Genomic DNA, 17,864 nt, shown 5'->3' with positions numbered 1-17,864 from the left:
GCCTCCGGCAGCGCCCACGGGGGTTGTTTATTTACCGCCACTCCCGGCCACGCTCTCGCCGCCGCGGGTCAGGTAGTAGGCGCCGAGGATCGGGATCATGGTCACGAGCATCACCAGCATCGCCACCACGTTGGTCACCGGCACATCGCGCGGACGGCTGAGTTGGTTAAGCAGCCACAGCGGCAGAGTGCGTTCGTGGCCGGCGGTGAAGGTGGTGACGATGATTTCGTCGAACGATAGGGCGAACGCCAGCATGCCGCCGGCCAGCAACGCCGAGCCCAGGTTTGGCAGAACGATGTAGCGGAAGGTCTGCCAGCCATCGGCGCCCAGGTCCATTGAGGCTTCGATCAGGCTGTGAGACGTGCGGCGCAAGCGGGCGATGACGTTGTTGTAGACGATCACCACGCAAAAGGTCGCGTGGCCGACGATGATGGTGAACATGCCTGGCTCGATGCCCAGCGTCTTGAAGGTCGCGAGCAGGGCGATACCGCTGATGATCCCCGGCAAGGCGATCGGCAGGATCAGCATCAGCGAGATGCCTTGTTTGCCGAAGAAATCACGCCGGTACAACGCAGCCGACGCCAGGGTGCCAAGGATCATGGCGATCAGCGTGGCGACCGCGGCGATTTGCAGCGACAGCTTGATCGCATCCAGCACGTCCGGCCGGGAGAAGGCCACGCTGAGCCACTTCAGGGTGAAACCCTGGGGCGGAAAGCTGAAGGCTGCGTCTTCGGTGTTGAAGGCATATATGAAGATAATCAGGATCGGGAAGTGCAAAAACACCACTCCGCCCCACGCAGCCAAGCGCAGGCCCAGGGACGCCTTTTCTCCATGCGCAGATGACTCATGTTTTACTGAATCAGAGTGCATCGAAGGCCCCCAGACGTTTGACGATGGACAGGTAAATGGCGATCAGCACGATCGGCACCAGGGTGAAGGCAGCGGCCATCGGCATGTTGCCGATCGCACCCTGCTGGGCATACACCATGCTGCCGATGAAATAACCCGGCGGGCCCACCAGTTGCGGCACGATGAAGTCACCGAGGGTCAGCGAGAAGGTGAAGATCGACCCGGCAGCAATACCCGGAATCGACAGCGGCAGAGTCACTTGCATAAAGGTCTGGCGCGGCTTGGCCCCGAGGTCGGCGGAGGCTTGCAGCAGCGATGGTGGCAGACGTTCCAGCGAGGCCTGGATTGGCAGGATCATGAACGGCAGCCAGATGTAGACGAATACCATGAAGCGTCCCAGATGCGAGGTCGACAACGTACTGCCGCCGACGCCCGGAATACCGAGCACGAACTGCAACACCGGCTCCAGGCCAAAGTGTTGAACGAACCACTGCGCAACACCACCCTTGGCCAGCAGCAAGGTCCAGGCATAAGCCTTGACGATGTAACTGGCCCACATCGGCATCATCACCGCGATGTAAAAAAACGCCTTGGTCTTGCCGGTGGTGTAGCGCGCCATGTAGTAGGCGATCGGGAAGGCGACGAAAGCGCTGGCAATCGACACGGCGATGGCCATGCCCAAGGTGCGCAGGATGATGTCGAAGTTCGACGGCTGGAACAGCGCCGCAAAGTTCGCCAGGGTCAGGTCGGGAGTGACCACCATGGTGAAGTCGTCAAAGGTGTAGAAGCCTTGCCAGAGCAAGGTCAGCAAGGAGCCGAGATAGATCGCGCCGAACCAGATCAGCGGTGGTACCAACAACATCGCCAGGTACAGATTGGGCCGGCGATACAGCAGGTCGGAAAACCGCCGCAACGGCGAACCGCTGGCGGGGGCTTGGGTTGTGGCCAGGCTCATGTCACACCTCGCTCGCAACGGTGTCGATCAGGCTGGTCATGGCTTCGCGAGCCCAGCGCGCGGTGATCCGTTGCCCGGTCTGGTGTTGGGCGCTGCTGTCCAGCCATTGGTTGTTGGCCTGGCTGATGTTCAGGGTCTGGCCGTTTTCCAGTTTGAGTTCGTAACGGGTGGCGCTGCCCTGGTACTGAATGTCGTGGAGCAGGCCGCTGACTTCGATTTCGTGGCTGGCCACAGGACCGTCAGCGAAACGCACATGTTCCGGGCGAATCGAGAAGGGCTTGGCGCTCCCGTTCAACTGTTGGGCAAGGTCGCCGCGAATCACGTTGGAGGTCCCGACGAACTCGGCGACAAACGTGGTGGCCGGTTTCATGTAGAGGTTGCGCGGGGTGTCGACCTGCTCGATGCGGCCCTTGTTGAACACCGCCACACGGTCAGACATCGACAGCGCTTCAGTCTGGTCATGGGTGACAAAGATGAAGGTGATGCCGAGCTGGCGTTGCAGCTTTTTCAGCTCGCCCTGCATTTGTTCGCGTAACTTCAGGTCGAGGGCGCCCAGAGGTTCATCGAGCAGCAACACCCGAGGGCGATTGACCAGTGCGCGGGCCAGAGCCACGCGCTGGCGCTGACCGCCGGAGAGTTGCACCGGTTTGCGCTCGCCGTAACCGCCGAGGGCGACCATGGAGAGGGCTTCTTCGGCGCGGTTCAGGCGTTCGGTCTTGCCGACACCTTTGACCTTCAAGCCATAAGCCACGTTGTCCAGTACGTTCATGTGCGGGAACAGTGCGTAATCCTGGAACACGGTGTTCACGTCGCGCTGATAGGGCGGCAGCCCGGCGGCTTCTTCACCGTGAATGCGGATCGAGCCGGCGCTCGGCTGTTCGAAACCGGCGATCAGGCGCAGGCAGGTGGTTTTGCCCGAGCCGGAAGGGCCAAGCATGGAAAAGAACTCGCCGTCCTGGATGTCGATGGAAACCCGGTCAACGGCTTTTACATCGCCGAACTGACGGGAAACGTGGGTGAACTGGACTGCAAGCGTCATGATGCGGTGCTCCAAAAAAGCGAGGGCTGTCGCAGCGGCCCTTGCCTGGACTTCTGAAAAAACAAAATCGGTAGTAGGAGCGAGCTTGCTCGCGATGGACTCAAGGGCGGCGCGTTTACTCAGAAAACACGCGTTATCGTTAACGTCCATCGCGAGCAAGCTCGCTCCTACAGGGGCATTACTCCCACAAGGACAGCGCAAACCTGTGGGAGCGAGCTTGCTCGCGAAGCTTTTGGACTATCTGCCGCCCATGATCGCGATGTAGTCCTGGGTCCAGCGGCTGTACGGCACGAATTTGCCGCCCTCGGCCTGCGGGGTCTTCCAGAATGCGATCTTTTCGAACTGGTCGAAACCGTTGGTCTTGCAACCTTCAGCGCCCAGCAATTCGCTCTCTTTGCAGGCCGCCGGAACCGCTGGCAGTGAGCCGAACCAGGCCGCTACGTCACCCTGGACTTTGGGTTGCAGCGACCAGTCCATCCACTTGTAAGCGCAGTTTGGGTGCTTGGCATCGGCGTGCAACATGGTGGTGTCGGCCCAGCCCGTGGCGCCTTCTTTGGGGATGGTCGAAGCGACCGGCTGCTTCTCGTTCATCAAACCGTTGACCTGATACGGCCAGGCGCTGGACGCCACCACGCCTTCGTTTTTGAAGTCGCTCATTTGCACGGTGGTGTCGTGCCAGTAGCGGTGGATCAACGGTTGCTGGGTGCGTAACAAATCGAGCACGGCTTTGTACTGGGTTTCAGTCAGCTCATAAGGACTTTTGATGCCCAGTTCCGGCTTGGTCGATTTGAGGTACAGCGCCGCGTCGGCGATGTAGATCGGGCCGTCATAGGCCTGCACGCGGCCCTTGTTGGCCTTGCCGTCCGGCAGGTTCTGCGCATCGAACACCACGCCCCAGCTGTCAGGTGCTTGCTTGAACACATTGGTGTTGTACATCAATACGTTCGGACCCCATTGATAGGGCGTTCCGTAAACCTGCTTATTGACCACGTACCACGGGCCGTCCTTGAGACGAGGATCGATATTCTTCCAGTTCGGGATCAGCGAGGTGTTGATCGGCTGTACACGCTTGCCGCCGATCAAGCGCAAGGACGCGTCGCCGGAAGCGGTGACCAGGTCGTAACCACCCTTGGCCATCAGGCTGACCATCTCATCGGAGGTAGCGGCGGTTTTGACGTTGACCTTGCAGCCGGTCTCTTTCTCGAAACCGGTCACCCAGTCGTAATTTTTGTCGCTTTCGCCACGTTCGATGTAGCCCGGCCAGGCGACGATATCCAACTGGCCTTCGCCGGCGCCAACGGCTTTCAGCGGTTCGGCGGCCTGGATGCTGGCGCTGGCCAGCAGTGCTGTAGTGATTGCACTGAGCAGTGCGGTCTTGTGCACGAACATTGGGTTTCCCTCTTCTTTAATTATGGTCGGGGCAGTTTTGAACGTGATGAACGTGATGAACGTGGTGAAGCCATGCCTTTGAGGCAATTTATTAGAGTAGTGCGTTATTTCAGATCATTGCCGTGGCGCGCCATGATGTGCCGCACCACGCTGTAATCCTGTAGCGAATCGCTGGACAGATCCTTGCCATAACCCGAGCGCTTCAAGCCGCCGTGGGGCATTTCGCTGACCAGCATGAAATGGCTGTTGATCCAGGTACAGCCGTACTGCAGACGCGCCGCGACCTGCATCGCCTTGTCCAGATTCTGAGTCCAGACCGACGACGCCAAGCCATATTCGGAGTCGTTGGCCCAGTCCACCGCTTGTTCCAGCTCCTCGAAACGGGTCACGGTGACCACTGGGCCGAACACTTCGCGCTGGACGATTTCATCGCTCTGTTTGCAGCCGGCGAGCAGCGTCGGCTGATAGTAGAAGCCCGCACCTGAATGCACGGCGGCGCCGGTGACGCGCTCGATGTGCGGCTGGCCGAGGGCGCGTTCGACGAAACTGGCCACGCGGTCGCGCTGGCGGGTGCTGATCAGCGGGCCGATCTCATTATCGGCGTCGCGTTTGCCGGCAAAGCGCAGGCTGCTGACGGCGGCGCCAAGTTCGGCGACCAGGCGATCATGAATCCCGGCCTGAGCATAGATTCGGCAAGCTGCGGTGCAGTCCTGCCCGGCGTTGTAGTAACCGTAGCTGCGCACGCCTTCGACCACGGCTTGAATGTCGGCGTCGTTGCAGACGATCACCGGCGCTTTGCCGCCGAGTTCGAGGTGGGTACGTTTCAGGGTTTTCGCCGCGGCCTGAAGGATTTTCTGCCCGGTGACGATATCGCCGGTCAACGAGACCATGCGCACTTTCGGGTGGCTGACCAAATGGCTGCCGACGCCTTCACCAGCGCCGCAGATGATGTTGATCACCCCACGTGGCAGCAGCTCGGCCAGCGCCGGGGCCAGAGCCAGTATCGACAGCGGCGTGTGTTCGGACGGTTTGAACACCAGGGTGTTGCCCGCCGCCAGGGCCGGGGCGATTTTCCAGGCGGCCATCATGATCGGGTAGTTCCACGGCGCGATCGAGGCCACGACACCAATAGGGTCGCGGCGGACCATGCTGGTGTAGCCCGGCAGGTATTCACCGCTGAGTTGGCCCGTCTGGCAGCGCACGGCGCCGGCGAAGAAGCGGAACACGTCGACCGTGGCGTTCAAATCGTCCTGACGCGCCAGGTGCAGTGGCTTGCCGCAGTTCAGCGATTCCAGGCGGGCGAGGTGGTCGGCTTGTTTTTCCACTGCGTTGGCGATGGCCAGCAGAATGTTTGAGCGTTGCTGCGGGGTGGTCCGCGACCAACCGGCAAAAGCACGGTGGGCGGCCAGAACGGCGCTTTCGACTTGTTCGGTGCTTGCTTCGGCGATGTGTGTCAGCACTTCACCCGTGGACGGGTTGAGGATCGGCTCGACAAAGCCCTGGCCTGCGACTAATTCACCATCGATCAATAAAGCGGTGAACAACGGGGTCTGCGCGCCAGCCATTTTTCGGGTTCTCTTTTCTTGTGTGGCCATGGTGCTCCCCTGCGACTGGAGCCCGACCTTCTCTTATAGATGTTGAGAGACTAGTGGTCGGACGTGAGGTCGACAAATACTAAATACTGAAGGCGGCGTTCGATTAAATAGATGGCTTGCGTCCAGCGTGAGGTTGCTCGCGGGCCACGGTCAGGAATGGGTCCACCAAGGCGGGCCGTGCGGTGCCGCGGCGCCAGGCCAGGCCTACGTCGAGGGTCTGGCTAAGGTCTGCCAGCGGGCGCGCTTCGATAATGTCGCCTTCCAGCGACCAGGGGCGGTAAGTCATGTCCGGCTGGATCGACACCCCGAGCCCCGCCGCCACCAGGCTTCGGACTGCTTCAGTCGAAGCCGTGCGCAAGGTGATGCGCGGCTGCAAGCCGGCGGCGGACCACATGCGCTGAGCGTTGCGATCCATTTCATCGACGTTGAGCTGAATCAACGGCTCGCGGGCAACATCGGCGAGGTTGATGCTGTCGTGTTCCAGCAACGGGTGCTGAGCCGGCAGCCACAGGCGATGGGGCGAGTGGGTGAGGACTTCGGTTTGCAGGGCGTGGCGGTCTTCCAGATTGGAAAGAATTAGCACGCCGACATCGATTTCACCGCTGACCAGCAAGTGTTCGATGTACGGGCGTTCATCCTCCATCACGCGGATTTCCACGTTCGGGTAGGCGCGCTGGAAGCGGGTCAGCAAGTCCGCAAGGTAGTAACCGGCCACCAGGCTGGTCACGCCGACGATCAACTGTCCGGCTACCTGATCGGTGCTTTGTTGCAGGCTGCGCTTGGCATTGTCGACAGTGGCCAGGATCAAGTGCGCCTGGCGCAGAAACTGGTGGCCTTGGTGGGTCAGGGTCATGCCCTTGGCGTGGCGATTGAACAAGCTGACGCCAATTTCCTGTTCCAGTTGCTGGATCGCCAGGGTCAGTGTCGATTGGGAGATGTACACCGCTTGGGCAGCGGCCGAGATCGAGCCCGTCTCGGCCACGGCGATAAAGTGACGGATCTGACGCAAGGTCATCATGGGGGGATTACCGGTTAGGCGGTTTTATAGATTTACTCGAGTGTATATCTTTTTAATCGATGGCCTAGTTCAGAAGCGGGACTTCGGCAAGGGCCAAGCAACATCTGGAAGCACACTCGATAAGTGGACGAGGGCGCTTCGATCTACGCTGTGGGCCTTATTGATCTGGTTAACCCCCGGCTCCAGGAGGCGGCAAATGAATACACGTGGATTGCTTGATCAGTTACTCAAGTCCGGTCAGGACATGTTGCAAAACAAGGCTGGTGGCACTCAGCACAAACCGGCTGGTTCGGATAAAGGCGCGTTGGGTAGCTTGCTCGGCGGTTCGGGCGGGCTCGGCAGTCTGCTCTCAGGGGCAGGCGGTGGCGCGTTGGCAGCTGGCGCCATGGGGCTGTTACTGGGGAATAAAAAAGCCCGCAACTTTGGCGGTAAAGCGCTGACCTACGGCGGCCTCGCAGCGTTGGGCGTTTTGGCCTACAAGGCTTACGGTAATTGGCAGACGCAGCAGGCTGGCGTTCCACAGACTGAGCCGCAAACCATCGACCGCCTGCCAGCGGCGCAAGTTGAATTGCACAGCCAGGCGATCCTCAAGGCGCTGGTCGCCGCGGCCAAGGCCGATGGCCATGTCGATGAGCGCGAGCGAGCGCTGATTGAGGGCGAGTTCACCAAACTGGACAACGATCAGGACCTGCAACGCTGGCTGCACGCCGAACTCAACAAGCCTCTGGACCCGGCCGACGTCGCCCGCGCCGCCAGCACCCCGGAAATGGCCGCCGAGATGTACATCGCCAGCGTGATGCTGGTGGATGAAGAGAACTTCATGGAGAAGTCCTATCTGGATGAGCTGGCGCGCCAGCTCAAGCTTGAGCCAGGCCTGAAGGCCGAACTGGAGAAACAGGTTCGGCAGGCTTCGCTGTAATCAGAGAAAGCGGGCGAACCGAAAAGATCGTCCGAACGCGGCCCGAACCTACGGCAGCTCCTACGCCGATCGCACACAACTTTGATCTCACGGTTGTACGCCGATCCTGTAGGAGCGGCCGTAGGCTGCGATCCTTTCGGGCATCACACCACTTTCAGCCCTCTCAATGACCAACCCACAGTCTGTTTCTTCCGACTCATCACTATCAGTGTTCGCCGCATGTGTCCCAGAGTAGCCATCCAGAGCGGATGCTGGTTTTCTCTCATCTAAGTGAGACGTGGTGCGCAACCCGTTGATAAAGGAAGGCACGCCCTCGGCTATACTCCGCCCCATTTGAATCGCCCCGAGGACTGACTGTGAAGAACTGGACATTGCACCGACGTATTTTGGCGAGCTTTGCGGTAATTATCGCCATCATGTTGCTGATGGTCATGGTCTCCTACTCCAGTCTGCTGAAGATCGAGGCCAGCGAGGAAACGGTCCGGACGGACGCTGTTCCGGGGCTGTATTACAGCTCGATGATTCGCAGCGCCTGGGTCGACAGTTACGTCCTGACCGAGCAGATCGCCGGTCTTTCCGGGCATCGAGACGTGACCGCTGCTGACCAGGCGTTGTACAAGAGCTACGAAGAGCGTCTGAAAGAAGGAATGGACAACTATCGGACAACCATCTTCGACTCGGACGATAGGGCCTCTTTCGACGAGTTCGAAGTTCGTCATCAATCGTACAATCAGGTACTGACGAAAGTCATCGATCTCTATCAGCGCAAAGAATACGAACAGGCCAGCATCGCGCTGGAGAATGAACTGACGCCTGCCTGGGTAGCTGGCCGCCAGCATTTGAACAGCGTGATCGATCGCAATCGTAATCAGGCTGATAAAGCCACCGAGGCTATCGGCTCCGCAGTCACTGCGGCAAAAATCAGCATGGGCGTCTCTTTATTGATTGCAGTAATTGCTGCCGGTCTGTGCGGCCTGTTGCTGATGCGCGCGATCATGGCGCCGATGAACCGTATCGTCGAGATCCTCGACATCATGCGTACCGGAGACTTGAGCAGGCGCTTGAATCTGGAGCGCAAGGATGAATTCGGCGCAGTAGAAACCGGCTTCAACGACATGATGACCGAGCTCACCTCTCTGGTTTCCCAGGCCCAGCGCTCGTCGGTGCAAGTCACCACCTCGGTCACGGAAATTGCCGCCACCTCCAAGCAGCAGCAGGCTACCGCGACGGAAACCGCAGCCACCACCACGGAAATCGGTGCCACTTCGCGGGAAATCGCGGCGACCTCGCGGGATCTGGTGCGCACCATGACCGAAGTCTCCACCGCCGCCGACCAGGCTTCGGTACTGGCCGGTTCCGGTCAGCAAGGCTTGGCCCGTATGGAAGACACCATGCACTCGGTGATGGGCGCGGCCGATCTGGTCAACGCCAAGCTGGCGATCCTCAATGAGAAGGCCGGCAACATCAATCAGGTGGTGGTGACCATCGTCAAGGTCGCCGACCAGACCAACCTGTTGTCTCTCAACGCCGCGATCGAAGCCGAGAAGGCCGGCGAATATGGCCGCGGTTTCGCTGTGGTCGCTACCGAAGTACGGCGTCTGGCGGATCAGACTGCCGTTGCCACATACGACATCGAGCAGATGGTCCGCGAGATCCAGTCGGCAGTGTCGGCGGGTGTCATGGGCATGGACAAATTCTCCGAAGAAGTACGTCGTGGTATGTCCGAGGTTCAACAGGTAGGCGAGCAGCTTTCGCAGATCATTCATCAGGTTCAGGCGCTGGCGCCACGGGTGCTGATGGTCAACGAAGGTATGCAGGCTCAGGCCACCGGTGCCGAGCAGATCAACCACGCGTTGGTGCAGTTGGGGGATGCCAGCGGCCAGACGGTGGAGTCCCTGCGTCAGGCCAGCTTCGCCATCGATGAGCTGAGCCAGGTGGCGGTGGGGCTGCGTAGCGGCGTCTCGCGTTTCAAAGTCTGATGAGCGAGCTCGCGGCGAAACGCGGCGCAGGAGTGGCGCCGAAACAATCGTTGTTTTTGCTGTTCCGCATCGGCAACGAGCGCTATGCCCTGCAGGCCATCGAGGTGGCTGAAGTGCTGCCGCGCCTGCCACTCAAACCGATCGCGAAAGCGCCGTCCTGGGTCGCTGGGGTGTTCGCCTACCGTGGCGCGGTGGTGCCGGTGATCGACCTCAGTGCGCTGACCTTCGGCCAGCCGGCCCAAGTGCGTACCAGCACCCGCCTGGTGCTGGTGCACTATCGACCTGATGCTTCTCAGCCCGGACAGTTGCTCGGGCTGATTCTTGAACAGGCCACCGATACCCTGCGCTGCACTCCAGGGGATTTTAAACCGTACGGCCTGGACAACCGCCAGGCACCTTATTTGGGACCGGTGCGCGAAGATCAGCAGGGTTTGCTGCAATGGATTCGGATCGCTGATTTGCTCAATTCCGAGGTTCGCGCACTGCTGTTTCCGTCGCCGCCGCTGGACCTCGCTCTGTTTGAGGCGCGCCCATGAGCAACGATCAGCGTTTTTTCGACTTCCTCAAAGAGCGCATCGGCCTGGACGTGGCGTCCGTAGGGTCGGAGCTCATTGAGCGAGCTGTCCGCCAGCGCACCATGGCTCAGCAAGCGCTGAGCTCAGACGAGTACTGGCACACACTACAAGAATCGCGGGATGAACAGCAGGCGCTGATCGAAGCGGTGATCGTCCCGGAAACCTGGTTTTTCCGTTATCCGGAGTCTTTCGCCGCCCTGGCCAAACTGGCGAAGACTCGATTGGCCGAGATCAAGGGCATGCGCGCCTTGCGGATTCTCAGCTTGCCGTGCTCTACCGGCGAAGAGCCGTATTCGATTGCCATGGCGTTGCTCGATGCCGGGTTTGCACCCCATCAGTTCAAGGTCGAAGGGATGGACGTCAGCCCTTTGTCGATTGAACGCGCCAAGCGTGGGGTGTATGGCAAGAACTCCTTTCGTGGGCAACTGACCGACTTTCGCGAGCGCCATTTCAGCGCCGATGAGACGGGTTATCGTATGAGTGAGCGGGTGCGTGAACAGGTGCGCTTACAGGTGGGCAACCTGCTTGATCCTGCATTGCTGGCCAATGAACCGCCCTATGATTTTGTGTTCTGCCGCAATCTGTTGATTTACTTCGATCAGCCGACCCAGCGACAGGTGTTTGAAGTCCTCAAGCGCCTCACCCATGTCGACGGCGTGCTGTTTATCGGACCGGCAGAAGGTGGACTGTTGGGGCGATTGGGCATGCGCTCGATCGGCATTCCACAGTCCTTTGCTTTTAGTCGTCACAGCGAGCCTGATCCTGACCCGCTACCCACCTTTACCCCGATGCCGTTGCCCGTGCGCGAGCCGATCCGTAGCGTGGCGCAACCGCCTCGCAACCGACCCTTTACCCGCGTTGCGCCAGCGATTAGCCCAGGCAAACCTTCTGCTGCGGCGAATGATGCTGCTGCCTTGCTTGGCAACATCGCGGCGTTGGCCAATGAAGGCAACAGCGCCGAGGCGCGCATGGCCTGTGAGCAGTACCTGCGCAGCCATGAGCCGGTGGCTCAGGTGTTTTATTGGCTGGGTTTGCTCAGCGATGTCGCCGGAAGTGCGATGCAGGCTCAGGGGTTCTATCGCAAGGCACTCTATCTGGAGCCGCAGCACCCCGAAGCCCTGATGCATCTGGCTGCCTTGCTGGATTCCCAAGGGAATGCAGCGGGTGCCCGTCGATTGCAGGAACGCGCCGCCCGTAGCGAGCGCACCGCTGACAGTGAGCGTAAACGATGACCGGCTCTTTTTCGTTGAACGTAACCCATGAGGATGCGCAGGCCATCGATGACTGCTGGAACCGGATCGGTATCCACGGTGACAAATCCTGCCCACTGCTGCCCGAGCATATTCATTGCCGCAATTGCGCGGTGTATTCCGCGGCAGCGACCCGCTTGCTCGATCGTTATGCGTTGCAACAGGAAGATCATCGGCAGTCGATCGCCGTCGAGAATGATGTCGTCACCCGATCACTGTTGATGTTTCGCCTGGGGGACGAGTGGTTAGGCCTGGTCACCCGCTGCCTGGTGGAGGTTGCGCCGTTGCAGCCGATTCATTCTTTGCCGCACCAGCGTTCGCGGGCGTTGCTGGGCGTGGCAAATGTGCGCGGCGCCTTGGTCGCCTGCCTGTCGCTGGCGGATTTGCTGGGGCTGGACGCGACTATCGGTGCTGCCTCCGGGACGCGGGTCATGCCGCGCATGTTGATCATCGCGGCCCACGGCGGCCCGGTGGTGGTGCCAGTGGATGAGGTGGACGGGATTCACGCCATCGATGAACGCATTTTGAACGCGGCCTCCAGTTCCGGCTCACACACCAGCGGCAAATACACCCGTGGCGTGTTGCCGTTCAGAGAGCGAAGTTTGCGCTGGCTGGATGAAGAACAGTTGCTGTCAGCCGTGACCCGGAGCCTCACATGACCCCCGAACAAATGCGCGACGCATCGCTGTTCGAACTCTTCAGTCTGGAGGCTGAAGCGCAGACTCAAGTGCTCAGCGCCGGTTTGCTGGCACTCGAACGCAACCCGACCCAGGCCGATCAACTGGAAGCCTGCATGCGTGCGGCGCACTCACTCAAGGGCGCCGCGCGGATTGTCGGGGTGGATGCCGGGGTCAGCGTGGCGCATGTGATGGAGGATTGTCTGGTCAGCGCCCAGGAGGGGCGTCTGTACCTGCAGCCCGAACACATCGACGCCTTACTTCAAGGCACTGACCTTCTGATGCGCATCGCCACGCCGGGTAGCGACAATGTGGGTCCGAGCGATATCGAGGCCTACGTCGCCTTGATGGGCCAGTTGCTCGATCCCGCAGCGTTGACCGCCAAAGTGGCACGGGATACCGCGCCATTCGCTGAGCCGATCTTGCCGCTAATGGCTGAGCTGCAACTCGATCCGCCCCGTGCCGAGCTTGAGTCCGACACTCTATTGCTGGAGCCAGAACCGTTTCTTGCCGCTCCCATCGAGACGTTGCTTAAAGCCGCGCGCGTTACCGAAGGCGGCGAACGAGTGCTGCGGGTTACCGCTGAACGGTTGAATAGCTTGCTCGATCTGTCGAGCAAATCCTTGGTGGAAACCCAGCGCCTCAAACCCTGGCTGGCGACCATGCAGCGTCTCAAACGCATGCAGAGCAACAGTTTGCGGGCCCTGGAAAATCTCAACGTTCATCTCAAAGAGCACGAGCTGAGCCTGCAAGCCCAGGAAGTGCTGGGTGACGCCCGGCGTATGCTCGCCGAATCCCAGCAACTGCTGGCCGAGAAAACCGCCGAGCTGGATGAGTTCGGCTGGCAGGCCAGTCAACGCGCTCAGGTGCTGTATGACACAGCACTGGCCTGTCGCATGCGGCCGTTCGCCGATGTGTTGGCCGGGCAGGTGCGGATGGTCCGTGATCTGGGTCGTAGCCTGGGTAAACACGTGCGGTTGGAGATCGAAGGTGACAAGACCCAGGTCGACCGTGATGTGCTGGAAAAGCTCGAAGCGCCACTGACCCATTTGCTGCGCAACGCAGTGGATCATGGCATCGAAATGCCTGAGCAACGGTTGTTGGCGGGTAAGCCCGCCGAGGGCTTGATCCGTCTGCGTGCCTCCCATCAGGCCGGGTTACTGGTGCTGGAACTGAGCGATGACGGCAATGGAGTCGACCTCGAACACCTGCGCCGCAGCATCGTCGAGCGTCAATTGTCTCCGGCCGAAACCGCTGCTCAGTTGAGCGAAGAGGAGCTGCTGACGTTCCTGTTTTTACCGGGCTTCAGCCTGCGGGACAAGGTCACCGAAGTCTCCGGGCGCGGTGTTGGCCTGGACGCGGTTCAGCATATGGTCCGTCAGCTTCGCGGCGCGGTGGTGCTGGAGCAGACGGCGGGTGAGGGCAGCCGATTCTATCTTGAAGTGCCGTTGACCCTGTCAGTGGTGCGCAGTCTGGTCGTCGAGGTGGGTGAGGAGGCGTATGCCTTCCCGCTGGCGCACATCGAACGCATGTGCGACCTGGAGCCGGACCAGATCGTGCAAGTCGAAGGCCGTCAGCACTTTTGGCACGAAGGCCGACATGTCGGTCTGGTCGCGGCCAGTCAGCTGTTGCAGCGCCCGGCGGCACAGAATAACGATCAAACCCTCAAAGTGGTGGTGATCCGCGAACGAGAAGCGGTGTACGGCGTGGCCGTCGAGCGCTTTGTTGGCGAGCGCACGCTGGTGGTGCTGCCGCTGGATGATCGGCTGGGCAAGGTTCAGGATATTTCCGCCGGAGCGCTGCTGGACGATGGCTCCGTGGTGCTGATCGTCGACGTCGAAGACATGCTGCGTTCGGTGGATAAACTGCTCAACACCGGCCGTCTGGAGAGGATTTCCGGGCACAAGCATCAGGCCACGGAAGTCGCGCGTAAACGCATTCTGGTGGTCGACGATTCACTGACGGTCCGCGAGTTACAGCGCAAACTGTTGCTCAATCGTGGCTATGACGTCGCGGTGGCGGTAGACGGAATGGATGGTTGGAACGCCCTGCGCGCCGAAGACTTCGATTTGCTGATCACCGACATCGATATGCCCCGAATGGACGGTATTGAATTGGTCACCTTGTTGCGTCGCGACAATCGCTTGCAGTCGCTGCCGGTTATGGTGGTTTCCTACAAGGATCGCGAAGAAGACCGGCGTCGTGGGCTGGACGCCGGAGCCGACTATTATCTAGCCAAAGCCAGTTTTCATGACGACGCTTTGCTTGATGCAGTCGTGGAACTCATTGGAGGAGCCCGGACATGAAGATTGCTATCGTCAATGACATGCCCATGGCGGTAGAGGCCTTGCGTAGAGCCCTGGCTTTCGAGCCGGCACACCAAGTGGTCTGGGTCGCGAGCAATGGTGCCGAGGCGGTAAAACACTGCGCCGAGCAAACGCCGGACTTGATCCTGATGGACTTGATCATGCCGGTAATGGATGGCGTGGAAGCGACCCGGCGGATCATGGCCGAGAGCCCGTGCCCCATCGTGATCGTGACCGTCGACCGCGAGCAGAACGTCCATCGGGTGTTCGAGGCCATGGGCCATGGCGCGCTGGATGTGGTGGACACCCCGGCCGTCGGTGCGGGTAATGCGAAAGAAGCCGCAGCGCCGTTGTTGCGCAAGATCCTCAATATCAGCTGGCTGATTGGCCAGAGCGGTAGCCGTGTACAATCGGCACCGGCGCCGCTGCGCACTATGGCGCGGCGTCAGAGTCTGGTGGCCATTGGCTCCTCCGCTGGCGGGCCGGCGGCGCTGGAAGTCTTGCTCAAAGGTCTGCCCACCGATTTTTCCGCGGCCATCGTGCTGGTTCAGCACGTTGACCAGGTGTTCGCCGCCGGCATGGCCGAATGGCTGAGCAGTGCCTCCGGGTTGAAGGTGCGCCTGGCGCAAGAGGGAGAGCCGCCGCAAAGCGGCACGGTGCTGCTGGCCGGCACCAACCACCATATCCGACTCTTGAAAAACGGCACGCTGGCCTACACCGCCGAGCCGGTCAACGAGATCTATCGACCCTCGATCGATGTGTTTTTCGAGAGCGTAGCCAACTACTGGAACGGCGATGCCGTTGGCGTGTTGCTCACCGGCATGGGCCGTGATGGCGCTCAGGGACTTAAATTGATGCGCCAGCAAGGCTTTTTGACCATCGCCCAGGACCAGAACAGCAGTGCGGTGTATGGGATGCCCAAAGCGGCCGCTGCCATAGACGCCGCTGTGGAAATCCGTCCACTGGACAAGATTGCGCCACGGTTGCTGGAAATATTTGCCAAATGACTGACAAAAAATGACTGACAAAAACAGCGTTCCTGGACAGGTAGTAACTCAGGTGACTGCACATGCATAACTTACAGCTCGACGATTTCAAAACCGATGAAAATGCCGCGATGGTGCTGTTGGTCGATGACCAGGCAATGATCGGTGAGGCTGTACGGCGCGGGCTGGCCAATGAAGAGAATATCGACTTCCACTTCTGCTCCGACCCGCATCAGGCCATTGCCCAGGCGGTCCGCATCAAGCCGACGGTGATCCTCCAGGACTTGGTCATGCCCGGTCTGGATGGCCTGAGCCTGGTGCGCGAATACCGCAACCATCCGGCGACCAAGAACATTCCGATTATCGTGCTGTCGACCAAGGAAGACCCCTTGATCAAAAGCGCGGCGTTTGCCGCAGGCGCTAATGATTACCTGGTCAAACTGCCGGACAATATTGAGCTGGTGGCGCGTATCCGCTATCACTCGCGCTCCTACATGACCCTGCTGCAACGCGATGAGGCGTATCGCGCGTTGCGAGTCAGCCAGCAGCAGTTGCTCGACACCAATCTGGTGCTGCAGCGGTTGATGAACTCTGACGGCCTGACCGGGCTGTCCAATCGTCGTCACTTCGATGAATACCTCGAACTGGAGTGGCGGCGAGCCCTGCGCGACCAGACGCAACTGTCGCTGTTGATGATCGATGTCGACTATTTCAAGTCCTACAACGACAGCTTCGGCCACTTGGAGGGCGATGAAGCCCTGCGCAAAGTCGCCACAGCCATTCGCGACGCCAGCAGTCGACCGTCCGACTTGCCGGCCCGTTACGGCGGAGAAGAATTCGCGCTGGTGCTGCCCAATACCTCGCCGGGTGGTGCGCGGCTGGTGGCCGAGAAACTGCGTCAGACTGTGGCCGCACTGAATATTGCGCATGTCTCTCCGGCCGAAGGCGCGAGCCTGACCGTCAGCATTGGCCTGTCGACCATGACCCCGCAGCAGGGCACGGATTGCCGACAACTGATCTCGGCAGCCGACAAAGGGTTGTATCTGGCAAAAAACAATGGGCGCAATCAGGTGGGGATTGAATGAAATAGGGCTCCATCGGCCAAGCGGGCTGCCGTGGCAGCCTGATTACGTTATACTCTTCGGCTTTCAAAAGTTCGCCAACGAGTGCTGCCCGCCATGGAAATCAACCCGATCCTTAACAGTATCAAGGACCTGTCCGAGCGCTCCGAAACTATTCGGGGGTATCTTTGACTACGATCAAAAGCATGAGCGTCTGACCGAAGTCAATCGCGAGCTTGAAGATCCGAGTGTCTGGAACAACCCTGAATACGCCCAGAATCTAGGCCGCGAGCGTTCCTTGCTGGCCCAGATCGTCGATACCCTCGATGAGATGCACAGCGGTCTGGCCGATGCCAAAGACCTGCTGTTGATGTCTGCCGAGGAAGAAGACCAGGCCGCTGTAGACGACGTTGCCGCTGAAGTGGAACGTCTGCGCGAATCCCTCGAGAAGCTTGAATTCCGCCGGATGTTCAGCGGCGAGATGGACCCCAACAACGCTTACCTGGACATTCAGTCCGGTTCCGGCGGCACCGAAGCCCAGGACTGGGCCAATATCCTGCTGCGCATGTACCTGCGCTGGGCGGATAAACGCGGTTTCGACGCAACCATCATGGAACTGTCTGCCGGTGAAGTCGCCGGGATCAAAGGCGCGACCGTGCACATCAAGGGTGAATACGCCTTTGGCTGGCTGCGTACCGAAATCGGCGTGCACCGTCTGGTGCGAAAAAGCCCGTACGATTCCGGTAACCGCCGTCACACCTCGTTCTCGGCAGTTTTCGTCTCGCCGGAAATCGATGACAACATCGAAATCGACATCAACCCGTCGGACTTGCGGATCGATACCTATCGTTCCTCCGGTGCCGGTGGTCAGCACGTAAACACCACTGACTCGGCCGTACGTATCACCCACGTACCGACCAACACCGTGGTCTGTTGCCAGAACGAACGCTCCCAGCACGCGAACAAAGACACCGCGATGAAGATGTTGCGGGCTCGCTTGTATGAGCAGGAAGTGCAGAAGCGCAACGCCGCCTCCCAAGCACTGGAAGACACCAAGTCGGATATCGGCTGGGGTCATCAGATTCGTTCGTATGTACTCGACCAGTCGCGGATCAAGGATCTGCGCACCAACATCGAGCGCAGCGACTGCGTCAACGTGCTCGACGGCGATATCGACGAATACCTGGTGGCAAGCCTCAAGCAAGGGCTGTAAACCGTCAGCCCAGACCTTAAGTCCCTCGCCCGCAGCGAGGGCAACGAACCTGT

15 protein-coding genes are annotated in these 17,864 nt (G+C 60.0%); 9 read left to right on the top strand and 6 right to left on the bottom strand.

Going from position 1 to position 17,864, the window contains the following annotated elements; all coding sequences use genetic code 11:
- Positions 1-27: 27 nt before the first annotated feature.
- The 6 genes from ACZYSM_RS09725 to ACZYSM_RS09700 form a co-directional block, all read right to left on the bottom strand.
- Positions 28-870, bottom strand: a complete 843-nt coding sequence (locus tag ACZYSM_RS09725) for an ABC transporter permease (protein ID WP_489071129.1) — start codon at positions 868-870, stop codon at positions 28-30.
- Positions 860-1,804 (bottom strand): ABC transporter permease, encoded by a 945-nt coding sequence (locus ACZYSM_RS09720; protein WP_489071127.1) that lies wholly within the window; start codon positions 1,802-1,804, stop codon positions 860-862. Before ACZYSM_RS09720 ends, ACZYSM_RS09725 begins: the two co-directional genes overlap by 11 nt.
- 1 nt (position 1,805) lies before the next feature.
- Positions 1,806-2,843 carry an ABC transporter ATP-binding protein gene (locus tag ACZYSM_RS09715; RefSeq protein WP_489071125.1) on the bottom strand — a complete coding sequence of 346 codons (1,038 nt, stop codon included), beginning with the start codon at positions 2,841-2,843 and terminating at the stop codon, positions 1,806-1,808.
- Between the two features lie 237 nt (positions 2,844-3,080).
- The gene (ydcS, locus tag ACZYSM_RS09710) at positions 3,081-4,232 is read right to left on the bottom strand and encodes a putative ABC transporter substrate-binding protein YdcS (protein WP_489071123.1); all 1,152 of its coding nucleotides are present in this window, start codon (positions 4,230-4,232) and stop codon (positions 3,081-3,083) included.
- 104 nt (positions 4,233-4,336) lie between these two features.
- Entirely contained in the window at positions 4,337-5,827 is a 1,491-nt protein-coding gene (locus ACZYSM_RS09705; RefSeq protein WP_489071121.1) for a gamma-aminobutyraldehyde dehydrogenase, read from the bottom strand.
- Between the two features lie 103 nt (positions 5,828-5,930).
- On the bottom strand, positions 5,931-6,845 hold the full coding sequence (locus ACZYSM_RS09700; RefSeq protein ID WP_489071119.1) for a LysR family transcriptional regulator: 915 nt from the start codon (positions 6,843-6,845) through the stop codon (positions 5,931-5,933).
- Between the two features lie 196 nt (positions 6,846-7,041).
- On the opposite strand from ACZYSM_RS09700, the gene ACZYSM_RS09695 reads away from it, so the two are divergent.
- The 9 genes from ACZYSM_RS09695 to prfB all read left to right on the top strand — a co-directional run bounded on the left by ACZYSM_RS09695 (position 7,042) and on the right by prfB (position 17,811).
- Positions 7,042-7,764: a tellurite resistance TerB family protein gene (locus ACZYSM_RS09695; RefSeq protein WP_489071117.1), complete on the top strand. Its 723-nt coding sequence runs from the start codon at positions 7,042-7,044 to the stop codon at positions 7,762-7,764.
- A gap of 356 nt (positions 7,765-8,120) precedes the next feature.
- Positions 8,121-9,743 (top strand): methyl-accepting chemotaxis protein, encoded by a 1,623-nt coding sequence (locus tag ACZYSM_RS09690; protein WP_489071115.1) that lies wholly within the window; start codon positions 8,121-8,123, stop codon positions 9,741-9,743.
- The gene (locus tag ACZYSM_RS09685) at positions 9,743-10,279 is read left to right on the top strand and encodes a chemotaxis protein CheW (RefSeq protein WP_489071113.1); all 537 of its coding nucleotides are present in this window, start codon (positions 9,743-9,745) and stop codon (positions 10,277-10,279) included. The genes ACZYSM_RS09690 and ACZYSM_RS09685 overlap by 1 nt, the downstream gene beginning before the upstream one ends.
- Positions 10,276-11,550, top strand: coding sequence for a CheR family methyltransferase (locus ACZYSM_RS09680; RefSeq protein ID WP_489071111.1), 1,275 nt, complete (start codon positions 10,276-10,278; stop codon positions 11,548-11,550). The genes ACZYSM_RS09685 and ACZYSM_RS09680 overlap by 4 nt, the downstream gene beginning before the upstream one ends.
- Positions 11,547-12,227, top strand: coding sequence for a chemotaxis protein CheW (locus ACZYSM_RS09675; protein ID WP_489071109.1), 681 nt, complete (start codon positions 11,547-11,549; stop codon positions 12,225-12,227). The genes ACZYSM_RS09680 and ACZYSM_RS09675 overlap by 4 nt, the downstream gene beginning before the upstream one ends.
- Complete coding sequence (locus ACZYSM_RS09670) at positions 12,224-14,551, top strand: hybrid sensor histidine kinase/response regulator (protein ID WP_489071107.1); 2,328 nt, start codon at positions 12,224-12,226, stop codon at positions 14,549-14,551. Before ACZYSM_RS09675 ends, ACZYSM_RS09670 begins: the two co-directional genes overlap by 4 nt.
- Entirely contained in the window at positions 14,548-15,558 is a 1,011-nt protein-coding gene (locus ACZYSM_RS09665) for a chemotaxis response regulator protein-glutamate methylesterase (protein WP_489071105.1), read from the top strand. The genes ACZYSM_RS09670 and ACZYSM_RS09665 overlap by 4 nt, the downstream gene beginning before the upstream one ends.
- Before the next feature lie 62 nt (positions 15,559-15,620).
- Positions 15,621-16,622: a diguanylate cyclase domain-containing protein gene (locus tag ACZYSM_RS09660; protein ID WP_489071103.1), complete on the top strand. Its 1,002-nt coding sequence runs from the start codon at positions 15,621-15,623 to the stop codon at positions 16,620-16,622.
- Between the two features lie 93 nt (positions 16,623-16,715).
- Positions 16,716-17,811 (top strand): peptide chain release factor 2 gene (gene prfB / locus ACZYSM_RS09655; RefSeq protein WP_489071101.1). Its coding sequence is split into 2 segments (ribosomal slippage): positions 16,716-16,787 and positions 16,789-17,811, totalling 1,095 coding nucleotides; the frame shifts between segments, so codons are not numbered across the junction.
- Positions 17,812-17,864 lie beyond the last annotated feature (53 nt).

It is taken from the genome of Pseudomonas sp. F220 (assembly GCF_057813935.1).
This window is presented reverse-complemented; position numbering and strand designations above follow the sequence as displayed.

Excerpts from the sequence above, each read along its gene's own strand:
- ACZYSM_RS09725 (WP_489071129.1), bottom strand. The coding sequence starts at position 870 with ATGCACTCTGATTCAGTAAAACATGAGTCATCTGCGCATGGAGAAAAG.
- ACZYSM_RS09720 (WP_489071127.1), bottom strand. The coding sequence starts at position 1,804 with ATGAGCCTGGCCACAACCCAAGCCCCCGCCAGCGGTTCGCCGTTGCGG.
- ACZYSM_RS09715 (WP_489071125.1), bottom strand. The coding sequence starts at position 2,843 with ATGACGCTTGCAGTCCAGTTCACCCACGTTTCCCGTCAGTTCGGCGAT.
- ydcS (WP_489071123.1), bottom strand. The coding sequence starts at position 4,232 with ATGTTCGTGCACAAGACCGCACTGCTCAGTGCAATCACTACAGCACTG.
- ACZYSM_RS09705 (WP_489071121.1), bottom strand. The coding sequence starts at position 5,827 with ATGGCCACACAAGAAAAGAGAACCCGAAAAATGGCTGGCGCGCAGACC.
- ACZYSM_RS09700 (WP_489071119.1), bottom strand. The coding sequence starts at position 6,845 with ATGATGACCTTGCGTCAGATCCGTCACTTTATCGCCGTGGCCGAGACG.
- ACZYSM_RS09695 (WP_489071117.1), top strand. The coding sequence starts at position 7,042 with ATGAATACACGTGGATTGCTTGATCAGTTACTCAAGTCCGGTCAGGAC.
- ACZYSM_RS09685 (WP_489071113.1), top strand. The coding sequence starts at position 9,743 with ATGAGCGAGCTCGCGGCGAAACGCGGCGCAGGAGTGGCGCCGAAACAA.
- ACZYSM_RS09680 (WP_489071111.1), top strand. The coding sequence starts at position 10,276 with ATGAGCAACGATCAGCGTTTTTTCGACTTCCTCAAAGAGCGCATCGGC.
- ACZYSM_RS09675 (WP_489071109.1), top strand. The coding sequence starts at position 11,547 with ATGACCGGCTCTTTTTCGTTGAACGTAACCCATGAGGATGCGCAGGCC.
- ACZYSM_RS09670 (WP_489071107.1), top strand. The coding sequence starts at position 12,224 with ATGACCCCCGAACAAATGCGCGACGCATCGCTGTTCGAACTCTTCAGT.
- ACZYSM_RS09665 (WP_489071105.1), top strand. The coding sequence starts at position 14,548 with ATGAAGATTGCTATCGTCAATGACATGCCCATGGCGGTAGAGGCCTTG.
- ACZYSM_RS09660 (WP_489071103.1), top strand. The coding sequence starts at position 15,621 with ATGCATAACTTACAGCTCGACGATTTCAAAACCGATGAAAATGCCGCG.